Raw genomic sequence first — 24,572 nt, 5'->3', positions numbered from 1 at the left:
GTATATTCACAGCTTATTTTTTATTTTGGTATATAAACATTATTATTTTCGAAAAAGAATAAAGCGATTTCAGTTTTCTGACACTTTATTGTAGACAGCGTGCCAATCATCTTATACAATGGCAATGTAATGTTTTTTAAACATTAAAAAACTTTTCGAGTAAAACAGGAAAACAGGGGAGGATGGGACCATGAATATCCATGAGTACCAAGGTAAGGCAGTCCTTAGAAGCTATGGGGTTAGCGTTCCGAACGGGAAGGTTGCATTTACAGTAGAAGAAGCTGTAGAAGCAGCGAAAGAATTAGGAACGGAAGTATGTGTAGTTAAAGCGCAAATTCACGCTGGTGGACGCGGCAAAGCTGGCGGTGTAAAAGTTGCGAAAAATTTAGAAGAAGTTCGTACATATGCAGAAAGCATTTTAGGAACTACACTTGTGACGCATCAAACAGGTCCTGAAGGTAAGGAAGTAAAACGCTTACTTATCGAAGAAGGTTGCGATATTAAAAAAGAATATTATGTAGGTCTTGTATTAGATCGTGCAACTTCTCAAGTTGTTTTAATGGCATCTGAAGAAGGTGGAACAGAAATTGAAGAAGTAGCAGAAAAAACGCCTGAAAAAATCTTTAAAGAATATATTGATCCAGCAGTAGGTTTACAAGGTTTCCAAGCGCGTAGAATCGCGTTTAACATCAATATTCCAAAAGAACTTGTAGGACAAGCTGTGAAGTTTATGATGGGCTTATACAGTGCGTTTATCGAAAAAGATTGCTCTATCGCTGAGATTAATCCACTTGTTACAACAGGTGATGGTAAAGTTATGGCGTTAGATGCAAAATTAAACTTTGATTCTAATGCGTTATATCGCAATAAAGACATTTTAGAACTTCGTGATCTTGAAGAAGAAGATTCAAAAGAAATTGAAGCTTCTAAATATGATTTAAACTACATTCCTTTAGATGGAAATATCGGTTGTATGGTTAATGGTGCAGGTTTAGCAATGGCTACAATGGATATCATTAAACATTACCATGGTGACCCGGCTAACTTCTTAGATGTTGGTGGTGGCGCAACAGCTGAAAAAGTTACAGAAGCATTCAAAATTATCCTTTCTGACAAAAATGTAAAGGGTATCTTCGTTAACATTTTTGGTGGCATTATGAAGTGTGATGTTATCGCAGAAGGTGTTATTGAAGCGACGAAGCAGGTAGGTCTTGAGTTGCCTTTAGTTGTACGTCTTGAAGGTACAAACGTAGAGCTAGGAAAGAAAATTTTAAATGAGTCTGGTTTAAATATTGTTGCAGCAGAATCTATGGCAGACGGTGCACAAAAAATTGTTTCACTAGTGGGCTAATAGAAAGCGGGGGAGAAAAATGAGCGTATTAGTTAATAAAGATACAAAAGTTATTGTTCAAGGTATTACAGGTTCTCAAGGGTTATTCCATACAAAGCAAATGATTGAATACGGTACGAAAATTGTAGGTGGTGTAACACCAGGTAAAGGTGGCACTGATATTGAAGGCGTACCAGTATTTGATACAGTAGAAGATGCTGTGAAAGCAACAGGCGCAAACGCTTCAGTTGTATACGTTCCACCCGCTTTTGCGGCTGATGCAATTATGGAAGCAGTTGATGCAAAGATTGATTTAGTAGTATGTATTACTGAAGGAATCCCTGTATTAGATATGGTAAATGTAAAGAGATATATGGCGGGTAAACATACACGTTTACTTGGACCAAACTGCCCTGGTGTCATTACACCTGACGAATGTAAAATTGGTATTATGCCAGGATATATTCACAAAAAAGGTCATGTTGGTATCGTATCTCGCTCTGGTACATTAACGTATGAAGCTGTACATCAGTTAACGCAAGAAGGTATTGGCCAATCTACTGCTGTAGGTATCGGGGGAGACCCTGTTAACGGTACGGACTTTATTGATGCGTTAAAAGCATTTAATGAAGATGAAGAAACGCATGCTGTAATTATGATTGGTGAAATCGGCGGTACGGCAGAAGAAGAAGCAGCAGAATGGGTACAAGCTAATATGACAAAACCAGTTGTAGGCTTCATTGGTGGTCAAACAGCGCCTGAAGGCAAACGTATGGGTCATGCTGGGGCGATCATTTCTGGCGGCAAAGGAACTGCTGCTGAAAAGATTAAAACAATGGAAGCTTGTGGTATTAAAGTAGCGGAAACACCAGCTGTTATGGGTGAAACATTAATCTCTGTTTTAAAAGAAAAGGGATTATTTGAGACTTGTAAAAACTACTAATCTTTTTGAAAGACACCTTCTTATTAGAGGGTGTCTTTTTACACATTTTTTGTTTACATAATAAAAATTATGGGTAAGGAGAATTGAGATGAAAAGAGAACGTTTATTGCACCTTCATTACATGTTGGCGGATCATTGGAAGGCGATGGAGAGACTACTATATGTTGATCCAGAACTGAAGGGAATATACACTTTTAGTCCGAAATAATTTGAATATTACGCTGGAATATCCTCGAAAAAATCTTTAGAACTAGTAAATTTTCTTCAAATTTCAAATCTCCAACAATATGTATCCCAGTTAGAAAAAAAGAGAATATTTTATATAACAATATGGGATAAGGACTATCCACAATTACTGCGAGAAATACAAGATCCCCCTTTTGTTTTATACGGAAAAGGAGAAAGATATTTTCTAAATAAAGTAAATAAATTAGCGATTGTTGGAACGAGAGAACCGTCTTTATATGGAAAGGAGAGTATGAAGTTTATTTTACAACCTTTACTTGAAAAAGAATGGCTTATTGTTAGTGGGTTTGCAAGAGGGATAGATACAATTGCTCATGAAGTTACAGTAAGGCAGCATTGCCCGACCATTGCAATATTAGGACACGGATTATCTTATATGTATCCAAAGGAGAATAGAGGTTTATATGACACGTGGAAAGATTATATATTGTTATTGACAGAGTATCCGCCCCATTATGTGCCGAAAAAATGGTATTTCCCAAAAAGAAATCGAATTATTAGCGGTATAAGTAAAGGTGTTTTAGTTGTAGAAGCAAAAACGAGAAGTGGATCCCTTATTACTGCAGACCTTGCGCTAGAACAAAATAGAGAGGTGTTTGCGCTTCCTGGACCTATATTTATAGAGAGTGCAGCAGGAACGAATCATCTAATTCAACAAGGCGCCAAGCTAGTAAGAAATGCGGAGGATATCCTTGAAGAAATTTTAAATTAACCATATATTTTTATGTTTTTATTAAACAATTATTGACAAATGGTAGATTGTCGCTGTATGGTATATTCATTCTTGATTGACAAAAACAAGAGAAATCAATAAGATTGATGAAGACTTGAATCCACCTCTTAAGGAGGCACTAGCATGTCAGATTACCTCGTAATCGTGGAGTCGCCTTCTAAGGCGAAGACCATTGAAAAATATTTAGGGAAAAAATACAAAGTCGTCGCGTCCATGGGACATGTCCGCGATTTACCTAAAAGCCAAATGGGGATAGAAGTAAAGAATAACTTCACTCCGAAGTATATTACCATTCGTGGTAAGGGTCCCGTTTTAAAAGATTTAAAATCAGCGGCAAAAAAAGCAAAGAAAGTCTATCTCGCGGCCGATCCGGATCGTGAAGGAGAAGCAATTGCTTGGCATTTAGCAAATACGTTAAATGTGGACGTTGAATCAGATTGCCGAGTTGTATTTAATGAGATTACAAAAGATGCAATAAAAGAATCATTTAAATATCCTCGTGCAATTAATATGGATTTAGTAGATGCACAACAGGCAAGGCGTATACTCGATCGTCTTGTTGGTTACAATATTAGTCCTTTATTATGGAAGAAAGTAAAAAAAGGATTAAGTGCAGGACGCGTACAATCTGTAGCAGTTCGTTTAATCATCGAACGTGAAAAAGAAATTCAAAGTTTTGAACCTGAAGAATTCTGGACAATTAAAACAGAATTTGTGAAAGGGAAAGACACATTTGAAGCAAGCTTTTACGGTGTAGATGGTGAAAAAGTTCAATTAACGAACGAAGCACAAGTGAACGAAATAATCGAAAAGATGAAAGACAATGCGTTTTCGGTTGAAAATGTAACGCGAAAAGAGCGAAAGCGTAACCCTGCATTACCGTTTACAACATCTTCCTTGCAACAAGAGGCAGCGCGTAAGTTAAATATGCGAGCAAAGAAAACAATGATGCTTGCACAGCAGCTGTATGAAGGGATAGATCTTGGAAAACAAGGGACTGTAGGTCTTATTACGTATATGAGAACTGATTCAACACGTATCTCAGAAACAGCTCAAACAGAGGCTCGTGATTACATTACTGAGGCGTTTGGTGCGGAATACATAGGAACAGAGAAGAGGAAAGAAACGAAAAAGTCGAAAGCACAAGATGCGCATGAGGCGATTCGTCCTACTTCGGTAATGAGAAAGCCAGAGGAACTAAAAAGTTTCTTAAGTCGTGATCAACTCCGTTTGTATAAACTGATTTGGGAGCGATTTGTTGCAAGTCAAATGGCATCTGCTATAATGGATACTGTTACAGCGAAACTCATTAATAACAATGTTCAGTTCCGTGCAAGTGGATCAGTTGTAAAGTTCCCAGGATTTATGAAAGTGTACGTAGAGTCGAAAGATGATGGTGCGGAAGAAAAGGATAAGATGTTGCCACCGTTAGAAGTAGGTGAAACTGTATTTTCAAAAGATATAGAACCAAAGCAACATTACACACAGCCTCCGCCGCGTTACACAGAGGCTCGTCTAGTAAGAACACTTGAAGAGCTTGGAATTGGGAGACCGTCTACTTATGTACCGACACTTGAAACAATCCAAAAACGAGGATACGTTGCTTTAGATAATAAACGCTTCGTTCCGACTGAGCTTGGTGGAATAGTAATCGAACTTATTTTAGAGTTTTTCCCAGAAATTATTAACATTGAATTTACTGCCAATATGGAGCAAAGCCTTGATGAAGTAGAAGAAGGAAATGCAAATTGGGTGAAAATTGTTGATGATTTCTACGTAGGATTTGAACCGCGCTTAGAAAAAGCGGAAAAAGAAATGCGTGAAGTGGAAATTAAAGATGAACCAGCTGGGGAAGACTGTGAATTATGTAGTCACCCGATGGTCTTTAAAATGGGTAAATATGGGAAGTTTATGGCTTGTTCAAATTTCCCGGAATGTCGTAATACAAAACCGATTGTAAAAGAAATCGGTGTTACTTGTCCGAAGTGTGATAAAGGGCAAATTATTGAACGCCGTAGTAATAAAAAGAAACGCCTTTTCTACGGATGCGGTACGTATCCAGAATGTGACTTTGTATCTTGGGATAAGCCGATAGGTCGTAAATGTCCGAAGTGTGAAGGTATGCTCGTAGAGAAAAAGTTAAAAAAAGGCGTGCAAGTACAATGTATTTCGTGTGATTATGAAGAAGAACAACAAATGTGAGCGTAACTGCTCACATTTTTTTCGGGAAGAAAAGGAAAGGTGATATATATGACAACACAAGTAGTAAACGTCATTGGCGCAGGTCTTGCAGGAAGCGAAGCAGCTTACCAAATTGCAAAGCGTGGTGTCCAAGTAAAATTATATGAAATGAGACCAGTAAGGCAAACACCAGCTCATCATACAGATAAATTTGCTGAATTAGTATGTAGTAACTCACTTCGCGCAAACACATTGACAAATGCTGTTGGTGTTATTAAAGAAGAAATGCGTCTAATGGATTCTGTCATTATTCGTGCAGCTGATGAGTGCTCTGTACCAGCAGGAGGTGCTTTAGCTGTAGACCGTCATGAATTCGCGGCGAAAGTGACTGAATATGTGAAAAATCATCCGAACGTAACTGTAATGAATGAGGAAATCACTGAAATTCCAGAGGGACCAACTGTTATTGCGACAGGTCCACTTACGTCTCCGGATCTTTCTGCACAATTAAAAAAACTAACAGGTGAAGATTATTTTTATTTCTATGATGCTGCAGCGCCAATCGTTGAGAAAGACAGCATTGACATGAATAAAGTATATTTAAAATCCCGTTATGATAAAGGTGAAGCGGCATATTTAAACTGTCCAATGACAGAAGAAGAGTTTGATCGTTTTTATGAGGCTTTAATTGCTGCTGAGACAGTGCCTTTAAAAGAATTTGAAAAAGAAATTTTCTTTGAAGGTTGTATGCCAGTAGAAGTTATGGCAAGTAGAGGAAGACAGACGTTAGTATTTGGACCGATGAAGCCTGTTGGGTTAGAAGATCCGAAAACAGGGAAAACACCGTATGCGGTTGTTCAGTTACGTCAAGATGATGCAGCAGGAACATTATACAATATTGTAGGCTTCCAAACACATTTAAAGTGGGGGCCACAAAAAGAAGTGTTACAGCTAATTCCAGGACTAGAAAACGCAGAGATTGTACGTTATGGTGTAATGCATCGTAATACGTTTATTAATTCGCCTAATTTGCTTCGTCCAACATATCAATATAAACAACGTGATGATTTATTCTTCGCTGGTCAAATGACTGGTGTAGAGGGTTATGTTGAATCAGCAGCATCAGGATTATTAGCGGGTATTAACGCTGCTCGACTTGTACAAGGTGAAGAGCCAGTTGTATTACCACCTGTAACTGCAATGGGAAGTATGGCGAATTATATTACTGCGACAAATGCGAAAAACTTCCAGCCAATGAATGCAAACTTTGGTTTATTTACACCGTTAGAGAAGAAAATTAAAAAGAAACAAGAGCGAAATGAAGCGTATGCTACACGCGCTTTGGAAACAATTCAAAATTTTGTAAATATTTAATTAAATTTCTTGCAAAGGCTACTAAGTTGTGATACGATTTAGTAGCCTTTATTGAGGTGAATTATATGGATGTGAATGTGAAGAAATTGTTACAATTATTCGTTGGATATTTACAAATTGAAAGAAATTATTCAAAATATACAATTGCAAGTTATCAAAATGATTTAGAACATTTTGTGCAATTTATGGAGCGAGAAGGCATATCCTCTTTTTTAGATGTTACATACGCGGATGTTCGTTTATACTTGACGACGTTGCACGATCAGAAGTTAGCCCGTAAATCTGTCGCAAGGAAAGTATCAAGCTTACGAAGTTTATATCGTTTTTTGATGCGTGAAGGTTATCAAAAAGATAATCCGTTTGCACTTGCGTCACTTCCCAAGAAAGAATTGTCAATCCCAAAGTTTTTATATGCTGAAGAGTTAGAGGAATTGTTTGAAGTTTCTGATACAGGGGCACCATTAGGTCAAAGGAATCAAGCTTTATTAGAGTTGATGTATGCAACTGGGATTCGTGTAAGCGAATGCGTTAATTTGCAACTTACCGACATTGACTTTGCAGTGGGAACAATTTTAGTGATGGGAAAAGGGAAAAAACAAAGATATATTCCGTTCGGAAGCTATGCACAAGATGCTTTAATTACTTATATAGAGAACGGGAGAAAACAGTTAGCTCAAAAGACTGAAGAACAATCTCATATGGTATTTTTAAATGCGAAAGGTAAGCCGTTAACAGATCAGGGTGTACGTTATGTTTTGAACGAACTCATTAAGAAAGCTTCACTTACAATGCGGATAAGTCCCCATATGTTAAGGCATACATTTGCTACACATATGTTGGATGAAGGAGCGGATTTACGTACTGTGCAGGAGCTATTAGGTCATGAGAATTTGTCAACCACACAAATTTATACGCATGTCTCTAAAGAAAGATTGCGTTCTGTGTACATGAAGCATCACCCGCGGGCATAAATTGCTTTTAAGGCTATAAAAACATATAAAGGAGTTTTTTCTATGGGAAATTTCCACGCTACAACGATATTTGCAGTTCATCATAATGGAGAATGTGCAATGGCTGGAGATGGTCAGGTAACGATGGGGAATGCTGTTGTAATGAAACATACAGCTCGCAAAGTTCGCAAACTTTTCCAAGGGAAAGTTTTAGCTGGTTTTGCAGGATCAGTTGCTGATGCATTTACTCTTTTTGAAATGTTTGAAGGGAAATTAGAAGAGTATAATGGCAACTTGCAGCGCGCTGCAGTTGAGATGGCGAAACAATGGCGTGGTGATAAAATGCTACGTCAGCTAGAAGCAATGCTCATTGTTATGGATAAAACAACGATGCTCCTTGTTTCAGGTACAGGAGAAGTGATTGAACCAGATGATGGTATTTTAGCAATTGGTTCAGGCGGACATTATGCACTTGCTGCTGGTCGTGCTTTAAAGCAACATGCAAGTGAACATTTAACAGCGAAACAAATTGCGAAGGCCAGTTTAGAAATTGCAGGCGATATTTGTGTTTATACGAACCACAACATAATTGTTGAAGAATTGTAGAATCGTAAGGGAGGCATTTTATATGCATTTACATTTTACTCCGCGTCAAATTGTGGAAAAATTAGATCAATACATCATCGGTCAAAAAGATGCAAAGAAAGCGGTTGCTGTAGCTCTACGAAATCGATACCGTCGCAGTAAATTAGTTGAAAATTTACGTGATGAAATTGCACCTAAAAACATTTTAATGATTGGACCGACAGGTGTTGGTAAAACAGAGGTAGCACGGCGAATGGCGAAACTCGTTGGAGCACCTTTTATTAAGGTTGAAGCGACAAAATTTACAGAAGTTGGATATGTGGGTCGAGATGTAGAGTCGATGGTCCGCGACCTTGTTGAAACGTCTGTTCGCATTGTGAAAGAGGAAATGGTAGTTAAAGTTCAAGATAAAGCAGAAGAGCAAGCGAATCAACGTCTTGTTGAAATTTTAGTGCCGAGTCCGGAGAAACAATCTGGATTTAAAAATCCATTAGAAATGCTTTTTGGTGGTAATCAAAATTCAAACCAAACATCTGATGCACAGGAAGATGATGAAATCGAAAAGAAACGTCAAGATGTGGAAAGAAAGCTTGCGGCAGGCCTTCTTGAAGATGAAGTGATATCGATCGAAGTGACGGAACAACAGTCTTCTATGTTTGATATGTTGCAAGGAACTGGCATGGAGCAAATGGGAATGAATTTCCAAGATGCACTAGGAAGTATCATGCCGAAAAAAACGAAAAAACGTAAACTTTCTGTAAAAGAAGCAAGAAAACTCTTGACAAATGAAGAGGCACAGCGCTTAATTGATATGGATGAAGTTACACAAGAGGCTGTTTATCGTGCTGAACAGCTCGGGATTATTTTTATCGATGAAATTGACAAAATTGCTGGTAAGCAGTCGAATAGCGTAGATGTATCGCGTGAAGGTGTGCAACGTGACATTTTACCGATTGTAGAAGGGTCGAATGTAGCAACGAAATACGGATCAGTAAAAACGGATTATATTTTATTTGTTGCAGCTGGAGCGTTCCATATGTCTAAACCGTCGGATTTAATTCCGGAATTGCAAGGGAGATTTCCGATTCGAGTAGAATTAACAAAATTATCGGCGGATGATTTTGTTAAAATATTAATCGAGCCTGACAATGCGCTAATTAAACAGTACACGGCGTTATTAGCGACTGAAGGTATAGAAATTGAATTTTCAGACGAAGCTATTCGTAAGATTGCTGAGATTGCTTATCAAGTTAATCAGGATACAGATAATATTGGAGCGAGAAGACTTCATACTGTTATGGAGAAGCTCCTTGAAGATTTATCGTTTGAGGCATCTGAAATTACGTTAGAGAAAATAACGATAACACCTCAATATGTTGAGGAAAAATTAGCGACAATAGCTAAAAATAAAGATGTGAGCCAGTTTATTTTGTAATAGTGTCATCAGGTGACTCGCCCTAGTTTCCAAGTGATGAAAAAATATGTAAGTAACATGTAGGAGGAAATTTTGAAATGGAATTATTAGCAAAAACGAGAAAATTAAATGCGTTATTACAGAGCGCAGCAGGAAAGCCTGTAAACTTTAGAGAGATGTCTGACACAATGTGTGAAGTAATTGAAGCGAACGTGTTCGTTGTAAGTCGTCGCGGTAAATTATTAGGATATGCGATTCACCAACAAATCGAAAACGAACGTATGAAGCACATGCTTGCAGAGCGTCAATTCCCAGAAGAGTATACGCAAAGTTTATTCAATGTTACAGAAACATCTTCAAATTTAGGTGTGGATAGTGACTACACAGCATTCCCAGTAGAAAATAGAGAATTATTCGGTCAAGGTTTAACTACAATCGTACCAATCGTTGGTGGCGGTGAGCGTCTAGGTACACTAGTATTAGCTCGTCTTGGTCAAGAGTTCTTAGACGATGATTTAATTCTTGCTGAATACAGCTCAACTGTTGTAGGTATGGAAATCTTACGTGAAAAAGCAGAAGAAATCGAAGAGGAAGCACGTAGTAAAGCTGTTGTTCAAATGGCGATTAGCTCATTATCTTACAGTGAGTTAGAAGCAATCGAGCATATCTTCGAAGAATTAAATGGAACAGAAGGTTTACTTGTTGCAAGTAAAATTGCTGATCGCGTAGGAATTACTCGTTCGGTAATCGTAAATGCACTACGTAAATTAGAAAGTGCTGGTGTTATTGAGTCTCGTTCTTTAGGTATGAAAGGAACATACATTAAAGTGCTAAACGACAAGTTTCTACAGGAACTTGCTAAATTAAAAACAAACTAATTTATAAAAAAACTCTCCTCGCTTGAGGAGAGTTTTTTGTTTTTTTAAGTGAATGATTTTGCTTACGTAAGGCGTCATGACAACATTCATTAGAAAACTATTAATTAACCTTCAATTCCTTGCTTAAAGGAATTGAAGGTTGGTAATACTAGAATTTGAGCGTAAAAAAAAGAAAGTTTTACATTGTTCGCATTTTCGACTTGATTGTAATATTTCAGTATGATATAGTAAGCAGTGGTGTCAGTACAAAGTACACACGTTTACTGATTTAAGTGTTGGTGCTACGTTCGTAGTTTCGCTTAGAGATGAAGTAAACGGAGGATATCAAAAAACCATTTAGGAGGAACTAAATTATGTCAGTAATTTCTATGAAACAATTGCTTGAAGCTGGTGTTCATTTCGGACATCAAACTCGTCGTTGGAACCCAAAAATGAAGCGTTACATCTTCACAGAGCGTAACGGTATCTACATCATCGACTTACAAAAAACTGTGAAAAAAGTTGAGGAAGCTTACAGAACGATGCGTGACATCGCTGCTGAAGGTGGAGACATTTTATTCGTAGGTACTAAAAAACAAGCACAAGAAGCTATTAAAGAAGAAGCAACTCGTGCTGGTATGTACTTCGTTAACCAACGTTGGTTAGGTGGAACTTTAACAAACTTCCAAACAATCCAAAAGCGTATCAAGCGTCTTAAAGATATCGAAAGAATGCAAGAAGATGGTACTTTCGAAGTACTTCCTAAGAAAGAAGTTGTTCAACTTAAAAAAGAGTTAGAGCGTCTTGAGAAATTCTTAGGCGGTATTAAAGATATGAAAGGTCTTCCAAGTGCATTATTCGTAGTAGACCCTCGTAAAGAGCGTATTGCAGTTGCTGAAGCGCGCAAATTACACATTCCAATCATCGGTATCGTTGATACAAACTGTGATCCAGACGAAATCGATCACGTTATCCCAGCAAACGATGATGCAATTCGTGCTGTAAAACTTCTTACATCTAAAATGGCAGACGCGATCCTTGAATCAAAACAAGGTGAAGAAACTGTTACTGCGTAACAAATTTGGAAAGGTGATAAGGGGTTCGGCCTTTTATCACCTTTTTTAAGGTATAAATACATATTTTAGGAGGATGAAAAACATGGCAATCACTGCACAAATGGTAAAAGAACTTCGTGAAAAAACTGGCGCAGGTATGATGGACTGCAAAAAAGCTTTAACAGAAACTAACGGCGACATGGAGAAAGCAATTGACTTCTTACGTGAAAAAGGTATTGCGAAAGCTGCTAAAAAAGCAGACCGCATCGCTGCTGAAGGTTTAACTTTCATCGAAACAAACGGTAACGAAGGTTTAATCTTAGAATTAAACTCTGAGACTGATTTCGTTGCGAAAAACGAAGGTTTCCAAGCGTTAATTAAAGAATTAGCTGCTCACTTATTAGCTAACAAACCTGCTAACGTTGAAGAAGCTATGGCTCAAACAATCGAAGGCGGCAAAACAGTAGAAGAGCACATCAACGAAGCAATCGCTAAAATTGGTGAAAAACTTACACTTCGTCGTTTCGAAATCGTATCAAAAACTGATGCTGATGCATTCGGCGCTTACCTACACATGGGTGGACGTATTGGTGTATTAACAGTTCTTGAAGGTTCTACTGATGAAGCAGCTGCTAAAGATGTAGCAATGCACATCGCAGCAGTTAACCCTAAATACATCGACCGCGATGCTGTAACAGCTGAAGAAGTTGAGCATGAGCGTCAAGTATTAACACAACAAGCTTTAAACGAAGGCAAGCCTGAAAAAATCGTTGCGAAAATGGTAGAAGGCCGTCTTGGCAAATTCTTTGAAGAGATTTGCTTACTTGACCAAACATTCGTTAAGAATCCTGACATGAAAGTTCGTCAATTCGTTGAGTCTAAAGGCGGAACATTAAAAGGATTCGTTCGCTACGCTGTTGGTGAAGGTATCGAAAAACGCGAAGACAACTTTGCTGAAGAAGTAATGAACCAAGTAAAAGGTAACAACTAATACAGATTAGGGAACACATTGTGTTCCCTTTTTTAAAATAAAGATGTAAGCAATTGGAGGTTCATTATGAGTAAACCGAAATATAATCGTGTCGTTTTAAAGCTGAGCGGAGAAGCTTTAGCTGGCGAGCAAGGATTTGGAATTAACCCAGCTGTTATTAAGTCAGTTGCGGAACAAGTGAAAGAAATTGCAGAACTTGATGTAGAGGTTGCTGTTGTTGTTGGTGGCGGTAACATTTGGCGTGGGAAAATTGGAAGCGAAATGGGCATGGATCGTGCAGGAGCAGATTACATGGGCATGTTAGCAACAGTTATGAATTCATTAGCTCTTCAAGATAGCTTAGAGAATATTGGAATTCAAACTCGCGTACAAACTTCAATTGAGATGCGTCAAGTGGCAGAGCCTTACATTCGTCGTAAAGCAATTCGTCACTTAGAGAAAAAACGTGTTGTTATCTTTGCTGCAGGTACAGGTAACCCATACTTCTCTACAGATACAACAGCAGCATTACGTGCAGCTGAAATCGAAGCGGACGTTATTTTAATGGCGAAAAATAATGTGGATGGCGTATATAGCGCAGATCCATCTATTGACCCAACAGCTACGAAATACGAAACACTTACTTACTTAGATGTATTAAAAGCAGGTTTAGGTGTAATGGATTCTACAGCTTCTTCTTTATGTATGGATAATGATATTTCATTAATTGTATTCTCGGTTATGGAAAAAGGTAACATTAAACGTGCCGTTTTAGGCGAAAATATTGGAACAGTTGTAAGGGGGAAATAAATTATGGGACAACAAGTATTGAAGTCTTCAAATGAAAAAATGGAAAAAGCAGTTGCTGCTTATTCTCGTGAATTAGCAACAGTTCGCGCTGGTCGTGCAAGCTCGTCTGTATTAGATAAGGTACAAGTTGATTACTATGGTGCACCAACACCAGTTGTGCAATTAGCGAACATTACAGTTCCAGAAGCACGTTTGCTTGTAATTCAACCTTATGATAAAACTTCTATCGGTGATATTGAAAAAGCAATTTTAAAAGCAGATTTAGGCTTAAACCCTTCTAATGATGGAACTGTAATTCGTATTGCATTCCCTGCATTAACAGAAGAGCGTCGTCGCGATCTTGTAAAAGTTGTGAAAAAATATGCTGAGGAAGCAAAAGTTGCTGTTCGTAACGTACGTCGTGACAGTAATGATGACCTTAAGAAGCTTGAAAAAGCTGGCGACATTACAGAAGATGATTTAAGAGGGTATACTGAAGATATCCAAAAAGAAACAGATAAATATATTGCAAAAGTTGACGAAATCGCAAAAAACAAAGAAAAAGAAATTATGGAAGTGTAATAGCGATAATTTCGCAAATATGACCCTCTTCTTAAGGGGGTCTTTTTACACTTTTAGGCATACGTCTGCTTGTTGGAGGGTATGAATGATGTTTAAAAAGTTTCCTTTTTTTAAAAGTAAAAAGGTCACATCGTTTGATCATCTCATTGAAAAAGTGAAAAAAGGATATATCCCAGAACATATTGCTATTATTATGGATGGTAATGGAAGATGGGCAAAGAGAAGAGCCATGCCTCGCATTGCTGGTCATCATGAAGGTATGCAAGTTGTGAAGAAAATCACAAAATTTGCAAGTAAGCTTGATGTGAAAGTATTAACTCTTTATGCTTTTTCGACTGAGAACTGGAAAAGACCGAAAAAAGAAGTTGATTATTTGATGAAGCTTCCAGAAGAATTTTTAGGTGCATTTTTACCAGAGTTGATTGAAGAAAACGTACAAGTCCGAGTAATAGGGCAAAAAGATCGTCTTCCTACGCATACGCGCAGAGCGATGGAAAAAGCCATGGAAGATACGAAAGAGAATACGGGATTAATTCTTAATTTCGCGTTAAACTATGGAAGTCGAGATGAAATCGTTTCTGCTGTGCAACATATGGTGAAAGATAGTGAGGAAGGAAAAATTCGTTCGGAAGAAATAAGTGAAGAAAAGATTTCTTCTTACTTAATGACGAGTTCTTTACCTGATCCAGAGTTGTTAATCCGTACAAGCGGAGAGCTACGTATTAGTAATTTCATGTTATGGCAAATTGCTTATTCGGAATTTTGGTTTACAGATGTGTATTGGCCAGATTTTACCGAGGAACATTTGCTAAATGCGATTACAGACTTTCAACATAGAGGGCGCAGATTCGGAGGCGTGTAGAAAGAGAGGGTTTGGTAGTGAAACAGAGAATTATTACTGGAGTGATTGCTGCCGCGCTATTCATTCCCATCGTAATTTACGGTGGCGTGCCTTTTACAGTTTTAGTGTATGCACTTGCTTCTATAGGTTTATATGAATTAATTCGTATGAACAAGCTTACGCTTATTTCGGTACCAACAGTTTTAGCTGCAGTATTATTGTGGATTATTTTAATTCCGAGTAGTGCATCAGAACTGTTTACGTGGATTGGGTTAGGTAAATTAGAAATCACATTTGTGATTGTTTTATTACTTTTATCATATACAGTCCTTTCTAAGAATACATTTACTTTTGACAATGCTTCATTTTTACTTATGGCAACGACATATGTTGGAATGGGATTCTTATATTTAAATGAAACGAGAATATTAGGAATCAAATATGTGTTCTGTGCACTATTTGTCATATGGGCAACTGATTCAGGTGCATATTTCATAGGAAAAGCATTTGGAAAAAGAAAATTATGGCCAGAAATTAGTCCGAATAAAACGATTGAAGGTTCATTAGGCGGTATTGTTTGTGGAATTGTTGTTGCACTTGTTTACAATATGTTCTTCCCAGTTGAAGCGAATGTAGGAGTTTTAATCGTTCTGACGATTATCATTTCTATTTTTGGACAAATTGGTGATTTAGTGCAATCTGCATTTAAACGCCATTATGGTGTAAAGGATTCAGGTACAATTTTACCTGGACATGGTGGTATTTTAGATCGAACAGATAGTTGGTTATTTGTGTTACCAATTCTATACTTCTTATTACAATACAATTAATAAATGAACGAGGGGTTGGAGTCATGAAAAACATTAGTTTACTAGGTGCAAGCGGATCAATCGGTACACAAACATTAGATGTGTTACGCTCGCACCCAGACCAATTCCGTCTCGTTGCTTTTTCTGTAGGGAAAAATGTTGATTATGCAGTAAAGGTAATTCAAGAATTTTCCCCGCAAATTGTCTCTGTGCAAAGAGAGGAAGATGTTTTAAAATTACAAGCTGTTTCTGGTAATACAAAAGTAGTATATGGTAGCGAAGGCTTATTAGAAGTAGCGCTGCACCCAGATACAGAAATTGTAGTGAATGCTGTTGTAGGTAGCGTAGGGTTGTTACCGACACTCCGCGCAATTGAGGCGAAAAAAACAATTGGAATTGCAAATAAAGAAACGTTAGTAACTGCAGGGCATCTTGTAATGGAAGCAGCACGAAAACATAATGTATCGTTACTTCCAGTAGACAGTGAACATTCAGCTATTTTTCAATGCTTGAATGGTGAAAATGAAAAAAGAATCTCTCGCTTAATTATAACTGCTTCAGGCGGAAGTTTTCGTGATAAAACGAGAGATGAATTGCATCAAGTGACCGTAGAAGATGCACTTCGTCATCCAAACTGGTCAATGGGTTCGAAAATTACAATTGATTCTGCTACAATGATGAATAAGGGGCTAGAAGTAATTGAAGCACACTGGCTTTTTGGTATCCCTTATGAGCAAATCGATGTTGTTCTACATAAAGAAAGTATTATTCATTCTATGGTTGAATTTGAAGATCGTAGTGTAATGGCACAGCTTGGCTCACCTGATATGCGAGTACCGATTCAATACGCGCTTACATATCCTGATAGATTGCCTCTTTCAGACACGAAACAGTTAAATTTATGGGAAATGGGAACATTGCATTTTGAGAAAATGAATCAAGAGCGTTTCCGTTGTCTACGTTTTGCGTATGAAGCTGGAAAGACAGGTGGAAGTATGCCGGCTGTAATGAACGCGGCAAATGAAGTAGCTGTTGAAGCTTTTTTACAAAAGAGAATTGGTTTCTTAACAGTGGAAGACCTCATTGAAAAAGCAATGCACCATCACACTGTCATTGCACGTCCGAGCTTAGAGGAAATTCAGGAAATTGACGCAGCCACAAGACGGTTTGTGATGGAACAAATTTAGCAAAGGTGGTTATGGAATTGAATACAGCGATTGCCTTTATATTAATTTTCGGTGCACTCGTATTTTTCCATGAGCTAGGGCATCTATATTTCGCAAAAAGAGCAGGTATTTTGTGCCGCGAGTTTGCGATTGGTTTTGGTCCGAAAATATTCTCATTTGAAAAGAATGAAACGGTGTATACGATTCGATTACTGCCCCTTGGTGGCTATGTAAGAATGGCTGGCGAGGATGCGGACACAGTTGAGTTAAAACCTGGAAAAAAGGTTGGACTTGTATTAAATGAAAAAGACGAAGTTGTGAAATTAGTTTTTGACGGACATGAAAAATATCCAAATGTTCGTGTCATTGAAGTCGAACAAGCTGATTTAGAGCATAATCTTACAATTTTGGGTTATGAAGAGTACGAGGAAGAGCTGCAAACATTCCGAGTGAATGAAAAAGCTCGTATCATTTCTGCGGGAGAAGAAATTCAAATCGCTCCGTACAATAGACAATTTGGCTCTAAAAAATTGGGCCAACGTGCTCTAACAATCTTTGCAGGTCCTGCAATGAACTTTATTCTAGCATTTGTTATTTTTGTGATTCTTGGATTTGTACAAGGAGTTCCTGTTGACAAACCAATGGTCGGAAAAGTAATGGAGAATAGTGCTGCAGAACAAGCTGGATTAAAAGAAAACGATACAATTCAAGCAATCAATGGGAAGAACACTAGTACATGGAAAGATGTTGTAACGATTGTACGTGAAAACCCAAATAAAGAAATTACGTTACATGTAAAGCGTGATAGTGAGCAATTTAATGTGAAAGTAACACCAACGCTTGATAAAGAAGGAAAAGACGAAGTTGGTAGAATTGGTGTTTATTCTCCTGTAGAGAAAACAGTGATGGGTTCTATTAAATCAGGGTTTGAACAAACATACGAATGGACGAAACTAATTTTTGATTCTCTTGTGAAATTAGTAACGGGTCAATTTTCTATTAATGAGTTGTCAGGTCCAGTAGGAATTTATAATCTAACAGATCAAGTTGTAGATTATGGATTTACGCGTGTACTAAGTTTAGCGGCAGTTTTAAGTATTAACCTTGGTTTATTTAATTTATTACCAGTCCCAGCTTTAGACGGTGGACGTTTGTTCTTCTTCTTAATTGAAGCGTTACGAGGAAAACCAATTGATCGTCAAAAAGAAGGAATGGTTCACTTTATTGGGTTTGCATTATTAATGTTGCTTATGTTAGTTGTAACATGGAATGACATCCGTAAGTTTTTCTTGTAAAATAAGAAGAAGTTTATAATGAAATAGAGCTCATAGAATAAAATCCCTCACCTAACTCGAGGTGAGGGGTTTTATTGCGTGTAAGAGTAAAATGAAGAGGTGCGAATAAATGAAACAAAGTATGGTATTCAGTCCTACATTACGTGAAGTTCCAGCAGATGCTGAAATTAAGAGTCATCAATTATTACTTCGCGCAGGGTTTATGCGTCAAAATGCTTCTGGTATTTATAGTTTTCTACCATTTGGTTTAAAAGTGTTACACAAAGTAGAACGTATTGTTCGTGAAGAAATGGAGCGCGCAGGGGCAGTAGAACTATTAATGCCAGCTATGCAAGCTTCTGAATTATGGCAAGAATCAGGTCGTTGGTATTCTTACGGATCAGAATTAATGCGTATGAAAGATCGTAATGCTCGCGAGTTTGCGCTAGGGGCAACTCATGAGGAAGTAATTACAGATCTTGTACGTGATGAAATTAAATCATACAAAAAACTACCATTAACATTATATCAAATTCAAACAAAATTCCGTGATGAGCAAAGACCACGTTTCGGTTTATTACGCGGAAGAGAATTTTTAATGAAAGATGCGTATTCTTTCCATGCAACACAAGAAAGTTTGGATGAAGTATATAGCGGTTTATACGAAGCGTATTCTAATATCTTTGCTCGTTGTGGTTTGAATTTCCGTGCAGTTATCGCTGATTCTGGAGCAATGGGTGGAAAAGATACACACGAATTTATGGTGTTATCTGATGTAGGTGAAGATACAATTGCGTATTCTGATACATCTGATTATGCGGCAAATATTGAAATGGCTCCTGTTGTTGCTACGTATACGAAGAGTGATGAAGCCGAAAAAGCACTTGAAAAAGTAGCAACTCCAGATCAAAAAGCTATTGAAGAAGTATCTGCATTCTTAAATATCGCAGCGGAAAAATGCATTAAATCTATGGTGTTTAAAGTAGATGCGAAATTAGTAGTAGTACTTGTTCGTGGCGATCATGAAGTCAATGATGTAAAAGTGAAGAATGTATACGGAGCTTCAGTCGTTGAGCTTGCTTCACATGAAGAAATAAAAGAGTTATTAAACTGTGAAGTGGGTTCTTTAGGACCGATTGGTGTTACAGGGGATATCGAAATTATCGCTGACCATGCTGTAGCATCAATTGTCAACGGATGTTCAGGAGCGAACGAAGAAGGATTCCATTATGTAAATGTAAATCCAGAACGTGACTTTAAAGTAAGTCAATATACAGATTTACGCTTCATCCAAGAAGGAGACCAATCTCCAGATGGAAATGGAACAATTCTTTTCGCACGTGGAATTGAAGTTGGTCATGTATTCAAATTAGGAACTCGTTATAGTGAAGCAATGAACGCAACATTCCTAGATGAAAACGGAAAAACAAAACCACTTATTATGGGTTGTTACGGTATCGGTGTATCTCGTACAGTGGCAGCAATTGCAGAGCAGTTTAATGATGAGAATGGTTTAGTTTGGCCAAAATCTGTTGCACCGTTCCATGTGCATGTAATTCCAGTAAATATGAAATCTGATGCACAACGTGAAATGGGTGGGAATATCTATAACTCATTACAAGAGCAAGGATACGAAGTATTACTAGATGATCGTGCAGAACGTGCAGGTGTTAAATTTGCAGATGCAGATTTATTCGGCCTTCCAGTTCGTGTTACAGTTGGTAAAAAAGCAGATGAAGGTATTGTAGAAGTGAAAGTACGTGCTACAGGCGAGTCTGAAGAAGTGAAAGTAGAAGAACTTCAAACATATATTGCTAATATTTTAAAATAAGAAGAGGTACCTCGTAATGAGGTACCTTCTCTTTCTTTGTAAACGTATTTTGTAAAAGAAGAAGGAAGAAATCTTTCTTTGTAGTACGTTTCAATTTATAATAGCAAATGGAAGGAGAGTGCTTATGTCATTAACAAATGAACAACAAGAGCGATTTCAAATTTTGCTCCAACAGTTGCAAATACCAGAAGACCTTATAAATCAATATTTACATGGCGGTGGTATTGAAAAGCTAGTTATTGATAAAGCGAATAAAAGTTGGCATTTTGACTTACAAGTGCCACGTATTTTGCCGACAGAATTATATGAGTTGCTAGAAACAAAGCTTAAGCAATCATTTTCTCATATTGCAAGAACAACATTTGCATTAGAAGCAGAGAATAAACAATTTACAGAAGAAGAAGTGAAGGCATATTGGCCGCTTTGTACAGAACGAATTACATTTTCACCTATGTTCGCGTACTTGAAGAAGCAACTTCCGCAGGTCAATGGCGTGAAGTTACTATTGAATGTGAATAATGAGCTGGAATCTACTACTTTAAAGAAAAACGTTACGAAACCAGTAGGTGATCAATACGAAGCTTTTGGATTCCCGCGTTTTCAGTTAGACACACATATAAAGCAAAATGCAGAAGAAATGCAAAAGTTTCGTGAGCAAACACAGGAAGAAGATCGTCAACGAGTTATACAGGCTATGGAAGAGATGGCTAAAAGGCAAGCTGAAGAAAGTGATGTTGTTCACGAAGGACCAGTTGTGCTTGGTTATCTTATTAAGCCAGATGAAGAGATTACGCCGCTGCGTGAAATTCAAGATGAAGAAAGAAGAAAAACCGTTCAAGGGTATGTTTTCCATGTAGAGACGAAAGAACTTCGTAGTGGACGTACATTATTAACTTTAAAGATAACTGACTATACGGACTCTATTATGATTAAGATGTTCTCACGTGATAAAGAAGATATCCCGATGTTACAATCCTTGAAAAAAGGAACTTGGGTAAAAGCGCGTGGTTCAGTTCAAAATGATACATTCGTGCGTGATTTAGTTATGATCGCAAATGATATAAATGAAATAACGGGGCCTTCTCGTAAAGATAAAGCAAAAGAAGGGGAAAAAAGAGTAGAACTTCATCTTCATACTCCAATGAGTCAAATGGATGCTGTTACTTCTGTTTCTAAGCTCGTTGCCCAAGCCGGAAAATGGGGGCATGAGGCTATTGCAGTTACAGACCATGCTGTTGCACAGTCGTTCCCAGAAGCATATTCTGCTGGTAAAAAGGCTGGAGTTAAAGTTCTATATGGTGTAGAAGCAAATTTAGTTAATGATGGTGTGCCGATAGCATATAACGAAGCACATCGTCTACTTGCAGAAGAAACATATGTTGTCTTTGACGTTGAGACAACAGGGTTATCTGCTGTATATGATACAGTCATTGAGTTAGCTGCTGTAAAGGTAAAAGGTGGAGAAATTATTGATCGCTTTGAATCTTTCGCAAATCCTCATCAACCATTATCGGCGACGATTATTGAATTAACAGGTATTACAGATGATATGTTAACTGATGCACCAGAAGTGGACGAAGTGTTTAAAAAGTTTGAGGAATGGATGGGTGACCATACACTTGTTGCTCATAACGCAAGCTTCGATATGGGCTTTATTAACGTAGGTTTTAAAAAGGCTGGGATAGAAAAAACGAAAAATCCAGTTATTGATACGTTAGAACTTGCACGGTTCTTATTCCCAGAAATGAAAAATCATCGATTAAATACGATGTGTAAAAAGCTTGATATTGAATTAACGCAACATCACCGTGCGATTTATGATACAGAAGCAACGGGATATTTACTTGTGAAGATGTTAAAAGATGTGATTGAAAAGGGATTTGAATATCACGATCAACTAAACGATAGTATGGGACAAGGGGATGCGTATAAACGTGGGCGTCCAAGTCATATGACGTTACTTGCCACATCAGATGTTGGGTTGAAAAACTTATATAAACTTGTTTCATATTCTCACTTGAATTACTTTTATCGTGTACCACGTGTACCACGATCACTATTAAAAAAATATCGCGAAGGCATTTTAGTAGGAACAGCTTGTGACAAAGGTGAAGTGTTTGAAGCTATGATGCAAAAAGCGCCTGAAGAAGTAGAAGAAATTGCACAGTTTTACGATTACATTGAGGTTATGCCTCCAGAAGTGTTACGTCATTTAGTGGAACGTGAACTCGTTCGAGATGAAGGACAGTTAAAAACAATAATTTCTAACTTAGTAAAACTAGGTGAGACGTTAGATAAGCCAGTTGTTGCTACTGGGAATGTGCATTATTTAGATCCAGAGGACGCGATATATCGGAAAATTTTAGTCAGTTCGCAGGGAGGAGCTAATCCGTTAAATCGCCATTCATTACCGCCTGTACATTTCCGTACAACAAATGAAATGCTAGATTGTTTTTCATTCTTAGGTGAAGACAAAGCAAAAGAAATTGTTGTGACAAATACACACAAGATCGCGTCATTAATTGGTGATGTTCGTCCAGTAAAAGATGATTTATACACACCGAAAATTGAAGGTGCTGATGATGAAACACGTGATATGAGCTATATAATGGCAAGAAGTATCTATGGAGATGAACTACCGGAAATTGTAGAAGCTCGTTTGGAAAAAGAATTGAAAAGTATTATTGGACATGGATTCGCCGTTATTTATTTAATTTCACATAAGCTTGTGAAAAAATCGTTAGTGGACGGTTATCTAGTAGGTTCGCGTGGATCGGTAGGTTCATCATTTGTTGCAACGATGATGGAAATTACAGAAGTAAACCCATTACCACCGCACTATGTATGTCCAAAGTGTAAACAATCAGAGTTCTTTAATGACGGTTCTGTAGGTTCTGGTTTTGATTTACCAGATAAAGAATGCCCAACATGTAATGTTCCATATGTGAAAGATGGGCATGACATTCCTTTCGAAACGTTCCTTGGATTTAAAGGGGATAAGGTACCGGATATCGATTTGAATTTCTCCGGAGAATACCAACCACGCGCCCATAACTATACGAAATTACTGTTCGGTGAAGATTATGTATACCGCGCAGGAACAATTGGTACGGTTGCGGAAAAAACCGCTTATGGGTATGTGAAAGGCTATGCTAATGATCATAACTTAACAATTCGAAATGCAGAGATTGATCGCTTAGTTGCGGGATGTACAGGTGTAAAGCGTACGACCGGACAGCATCCAGGTGGTATTATCGTTGTACCAGATTACATGGATATTTTTGACTTTTCACCAATTCAGTTTCCGGCTGATTCAATAGGTGCTGAGTGGAGAACAACGCACTTTGACTTCCACTCAATTCATGATAATTTATTGAAACTTGATATATTAGGACACGATGATCCGACTGTTATTCGTATGCTTCAAGATTTAAGTGGTATTGACCCGAAAACAATCCCAACGGATGATCCAGAAGTAATGAAAATTTTCTCTGGTCCAGAGTCTTTAGGGGTAACGGAAGAACAAATTAACTGTAAAACAGGTACACTTGGTATACCAGAGTTTGGTACGAAATTCGTAAGACAAATGTTAGAAGAAACGAAACCAACGACGTTTTCAGAGCTTGTCCAAATTTCTGGACTGTCCCATGGTACAGATGTATGGTTAGGTAATGCGAATGAATTAATTTATAACGGTACGTGTACACTGAGTGAAGTTATCGGTTGTCGTGATGACATCATGGTATATTTAATTTATCAAGGCTTGGATCCATCATTAGCCTTCAAAATCATGGAGTCGGTGCGTAAAGGTAAAGGTGTACCAGAAGAATGGGAAGAGGAAATGAGAAATAACAATGTACCAGGTTGGTATATTGATTCATGTAAGAAGATTAAGTACATGTTCCCTAAAGCCCATGCGGCTGCTTACGTACTTATGGCTGTACGTATTGCATACTTTAAAGTACATTTCGCACTTTTATTCTATGCGGCATATTTTACAGTTCGTGCAGATGACTTTGATGTAGAGGCGATGGCGAAAGGTTCAGCATCCATACGTGTAAAAATTGATGAAATTGCACAAAAAGGATTGGATGCAGCACCGAAAGAGAAGAGTTTATTAACGGTACTAGAAATGACACTTGAAATGTGTGAGCGTGGTTATTCATTCCAAAAGGTTGATTTATACCGCTCGCATGCAACCGAATTTATAATTGATGGGGATACTTTAATTCCTCCATTTAATGCAGTTCCCGGTCTTGGTACAAACGCAGCTTTCAGTATTGTTGAAGCTCGTAAAAATGGTGATTTCTTATCAAAAGAAGACTTACAGCAGCGCAGTAAGGTTTCTAAAACGATTATTGAGTATTTAGATGGTCAAGGTTGTCTAGGAGATTTACCGGATCAAAACCAATTGTCACTGTTCTAATAGGTAGGAAAAATCTTTGCAAATCAACATTTGCTATGGTATACTATAAACCGAGATAACCATGTCATGTATATTTTGTGAAAAAGAGAGTGGGGAAACCCACTCTTTCGTGTTACTATCTACATTTTGCTTATGTAGATAGTAAAGATATTTCTGTCGTATATACATATTTTGTTACAAGTTTTACTTCTTAAATTTGGTAATACTAAGACAGAT

The 24,572-nt window shown here is 37.7% G+C and carries 18 protein-coding genes and 1 pseudogene; all 19 read left to right on the top strand.

Annotated features, from left to right (window positions below):
• The first annotated feature begins 190 nt into the window (after positions 1-190).
• The 19 genes and pseudogenes from sucC to AB3X49_RS03305 all read left to right on the top strand — a co-directional run bounded on the left by sucC (position 191) and on the right by AB3X49_RS03305 (position 24,356).
• Entirely contained in the window at positions 191-1,351 is a 1,161-nt protein-coding gene (sucC, locus tag AB3X49_RS03395) for an ADP-forming succinate--CoA ligase subunit beta (RefSeq protein ID WP_002014529.1), read from the top strand.
• Positions 1,352-1,370: 19 nt separating this feature from the next.
• Positions 1,371-2,273, top strand: a complete 903-nt coding sequence (gene sucD / locus AB3X49_RS03390; RefSeq protein WP_000115186.1) for a succinate--CoA ligase subunit alpha — start codon at positions 1,371-1,373, stop codon at positions 2,271-2,273.
• A gap of 88 nt (positions 2,274-2,361) precedes the next feature.
• A pseudogene (gene dprA / locus AB3X49_RS03385) lies at positions 2,362-3,231 on the top strand (DNA-processing protein DprA).
• A 144-nt stretch (positions 3,232-3,375) separates the two neighbouring features.
• A complete protein-coding gene (gene topA / locus AB3X49_RS03380; RefSeq protein ID WP_002088184.1) occupies positions 3,376-5,454 on the top strand; it encodes a type I DNA topoisomerase in 2,079 nt (692 codons plus the stop codon).
• A 48-nt stretch (positions 5,455-5,502) separates the two neighbouring features.
• Positions 5,503-6,807 (top strand): FADH(2)-oxidizing methylenetetrahydrofolate--tRNA-(uracil(54)-C(5))-methyltransferase TrmFO, encoded by a 1,305-nt coding sequence (trmFO, locus tag AB3X49_RS03375; RefSeq protein ID WP_002066796.1) that lies wholly within the window; start codon positions 5,503-5,505, stop codon positions 6,805-6,807.
• A 71-nt stretch (positions 6,808-6,878) separates the two neighbouring features.
• A complete protein-coding gene (gene xerC, locus AB3X49_RS03370; protein WP_078175468.1) occupies positions 6,879-7,778 on the top strand; it encodes a tyrosine recombinase XerC in 900 nt (299 codons plus the stop codon).
• A 42-nt stretch (positions 7,779-7,820) separates the two neighbouring features.
• On the top strand, positions 7,821-8,363 hold the full coding sequence (hslV, locus tag AB3X49_RS03365; protein WP_002014538.1) for an ATP-dependent protease proteolytic subunit HslV: 543 nt from the start codon (positions 7,821-7,823) through the stop codon (positions 8,361-8,363).
• A 22-nt stretch (positions 8,364-8,385) separates the two neighbouring features.
• Positions 8,386-9,777 carry an ATP-dependent protease ATPase subunit HslU gene (hslU, locus tag AB3X49_RS03360; protein ID WP_002014539.1) on the top strand — a complete coding sequence of 464 codons (1,392 nt, stop codon included), beginning with the start codon at positions 8,386-8,388 and terminating at the stop codon, positions 9,775-9,777.
• Positions 9,778-9,854: 77 nt separating this feature from the next.
• A complete protein-coding gene (codY, locus tag AB3X49_RS03355; protein WP_002014541.1) occupies positions 9,855-10,634 on the top strand; it encodes a GTP-sensing pleiotropic transcriptional regulator CodY in 780 nt (259 codons plus the stop codon).
• A 353-nt stretch (positions 10,635-10,987) separates the two neighbouring features.
• Complete coding sequence (rpsB, locus tag AB3X49_RS03350) at positions 10,988-11,689, top strand: 30S ribosomal protein S2 (RefSeq protein WP_002185070.1); 702 nt, start codon at positions 10,988-10,990, stop codon at positions 11,687-11,689.
• 82 nt (positions 11,690-11,771) lie between these two features.
• Entirely contained in the window at positions 11,772-12,659 is an 888-nt protein-coding gene (gene tsf, locus AB3X49_RS03345; protein ID WP_002088177.1) for a translation elongation factor Ts, read from the top strand.
• Positions 12,660-12,725: 66 nt separating this feature from the next.
• On the top strand, positions 12,726-13,448 hold the full coding sequence (gene pyrH / locus AB3X49_RS03340; protein WP_002014544.1) for a UMP kinase: 723 nt from the start codon (positions 12,726-12,728) through the stop codon (positions 13,446-13,448).
• Between the two features lie 3 nt (positions 13,449-13,451).
• Positions 13,452-14,009, top strand: coding sequence for a ribosome recycling factor (frr, locus tag AB3X49_RS03335; protein ID WP_000531506.1), 558 nt, complete (start codon positions 13,452-13,454; stop codon positions 14,007-14,009).
• A gap of 85 nt (positions 14,010-14,094) precedes the next feature.
• Positions 14,095-14,871, top strand: coding sequence for an undecaprenyl pyrophosphate synthase (gene uppS, locus AB3X49_RS03330; RefSeq protein WP_367960511.1), 777 nt, complete (start codon positions 14,095-14,097; stop codon positions 14,869-14,871).
• Positions 14,872-14,888: 17 nt separating this feature from the next.
• The gene (gene cdsA / locus AB3X49_RS03325) at positions 14,889-15,680 is read left to right on the top strand and encodes a phosphatidate cytidylyltransferase (RefSeq protein ID WP_002088171.1); all 792 of its coding nucleotides are present in this window, start codon (positions 14,889-14,891) and stop codon (positions 15,678-15,680) included.
• Between the two features lie 23 nt (positions 15,681-15,703).
• Positions 15,704-16,846, top strand: coding sequence for a 1-deoxy-D-xylulose-5-phosphate reductoisomerase (gene dxr / locus AB3X49_RS03320; protein ID WP_002014547.1), 1,143 nt, complete (start codon positions 15,704-15,706; stop codon positions 16,844-16,846).
• Between the two features lie 17 nt (positions 16,847-16,863).
• Complete coding sequence (gene rseP, locus AB3X49_RS03315; RefSeq protein ID WP_002088169.1) at positions 16,864-18,120, top strand: RIP metalloprotease RseP; 1,257 nt, start codon at positions 16,864-16,866, stop codon at positions 18,118-18,120.
• A 109-nt stretch (positions 18,121-18,229) separates the two neighbouring features.
• Entirely contained in the window at positions 18,230-19,930 is a 1,701-nt protein-coding gene (locus AB3X49_RS03310) for a proline--tRNA ligase (protein WP_367960508.1), read from the top strand.
• Between the two features lie 124 nt (positions 19,931-20,054).
• Complete coding sequence (locus tag AB3X49_RS03305; RefSeq protein ID WP_367960506.1) at positions 20,055-24,356, top strand: PolC-type DNA polymerase III; 4,302 nt, start codon at positions 20,055-20,057, stop codon at positions 24,354-24,356.
• Positions 24,357-24,572: the final 216 nt, after the last annotated feature.

This window comes from Bacillus sp. C30 (assembly GCF_040838255.1).
Taxonomy (GTDB): domain Bacteria; phylum Bacillota; class Bacilli; order Bacillales; family Bacillaceae_G; genus Bacillus_A; species Bacillus_A mycoides.
Note: the sequence above shows the minus strand (reverse complement) of the source record. Positions and strands in the feature narration are given on the sequence as shown.

Bases quoted from the DNA above. Each gene is read 5' to 3' on its own strand.
- sucC (WP_002014529.1), top strand. From the start codon at position 191: ATGAATATCCATGAGTACCAAGGTAAGGCAGTCCTTAGAAGCTATGGG.
- sucD (WP_000115186.1), top strand. From the start codon at position 1,371: ATGAGCGTATTAGTTAATAAAGATACAAAAGTTATTGTTCAAGGTATT.
- topA (WP_002088184.1), top strand. From the start codon at position 3,376: ATGTCAGATTACCTCGTAATCGTGGAGTCGCCTTCTAAGGCGAAGACC.
- trmFO (WP_002066796.1), top strand. From the start codon at position 5,503: ATGACAACACAAGTAGTAAACGTCATTGGCGCAGGTCTTGCAGGAAGC.
- hslV (WP_002014538.1), top strand. From the start codon at position 7,821: ATGGGAAATTTCCACGCTACAACGATATTTGCAGTTCATCATAATGGA.
- hslU (WP_002014539.1), top strand. From the start codon at position 8,386: ATGCATTTACATTTTACTCCGCGTCAAATTGTGGAAAAATTAGATCAA.
- codY (WP_002014541.1), top strand. From the start codon at position 9,855: ATGGAATTATTAGCAAAAACGAGAAAATTAAATGCGTTATTACAGAGC.
- rpsB (WP_002185070.1), top strand. From the start codon at position 10,988: ATGTCAGTAATTTCTATGAAACAATTGCTTGAAGCTGGTGTTCATTTC.
- tsf (WP_002088177.1), top strand. From the start codon at position 11,772: ATGGCAATCACTGCACAAATGGTAAAAGAACTTCGTGAAAAAACTGGC.
- pyrH (WP_002014544.1), top strand. From the start codon at position 12,726: ATGAGTAAACCGAAATATAATCGTGTCGTTTTAAAGCTGAGCGGAGAA.
- frr (WP_000531506.1), top strand. From the start codon at position 13,452: ATGGGACAACAAGTATTGAAGTCTTCAAATGAAAAAATGGAAAAAGCA.
- uppS (WP_367960511.1), top strand. From the start codon at position 14,095: ATGATGTTTAAAAAGTTTCCTTTTTTTAAAAGTAAAAAGGTCACATCG.
- dxr (WP_002014547.1), top strand. From the start codon at position 15,704: ATGAAAAACATTAGTTTACTAGGTGCAAGCGGATCAATCGGTACACAA.
- AB3X49_RS03310 (WP_367960508.1), top strand. From the start codon at position 18,230: ATGAAACAAAGTATGGTATTCAGTCCTACATTACGTGAAGTTCCAGCA.
- AB3X49_RS03305 (WP_367960506.1), top strand. From the start codon at position 20,055: ATGTCATTAACAAATGAACAACAAGAGCGATTTCAAATTTTGCTCCAA.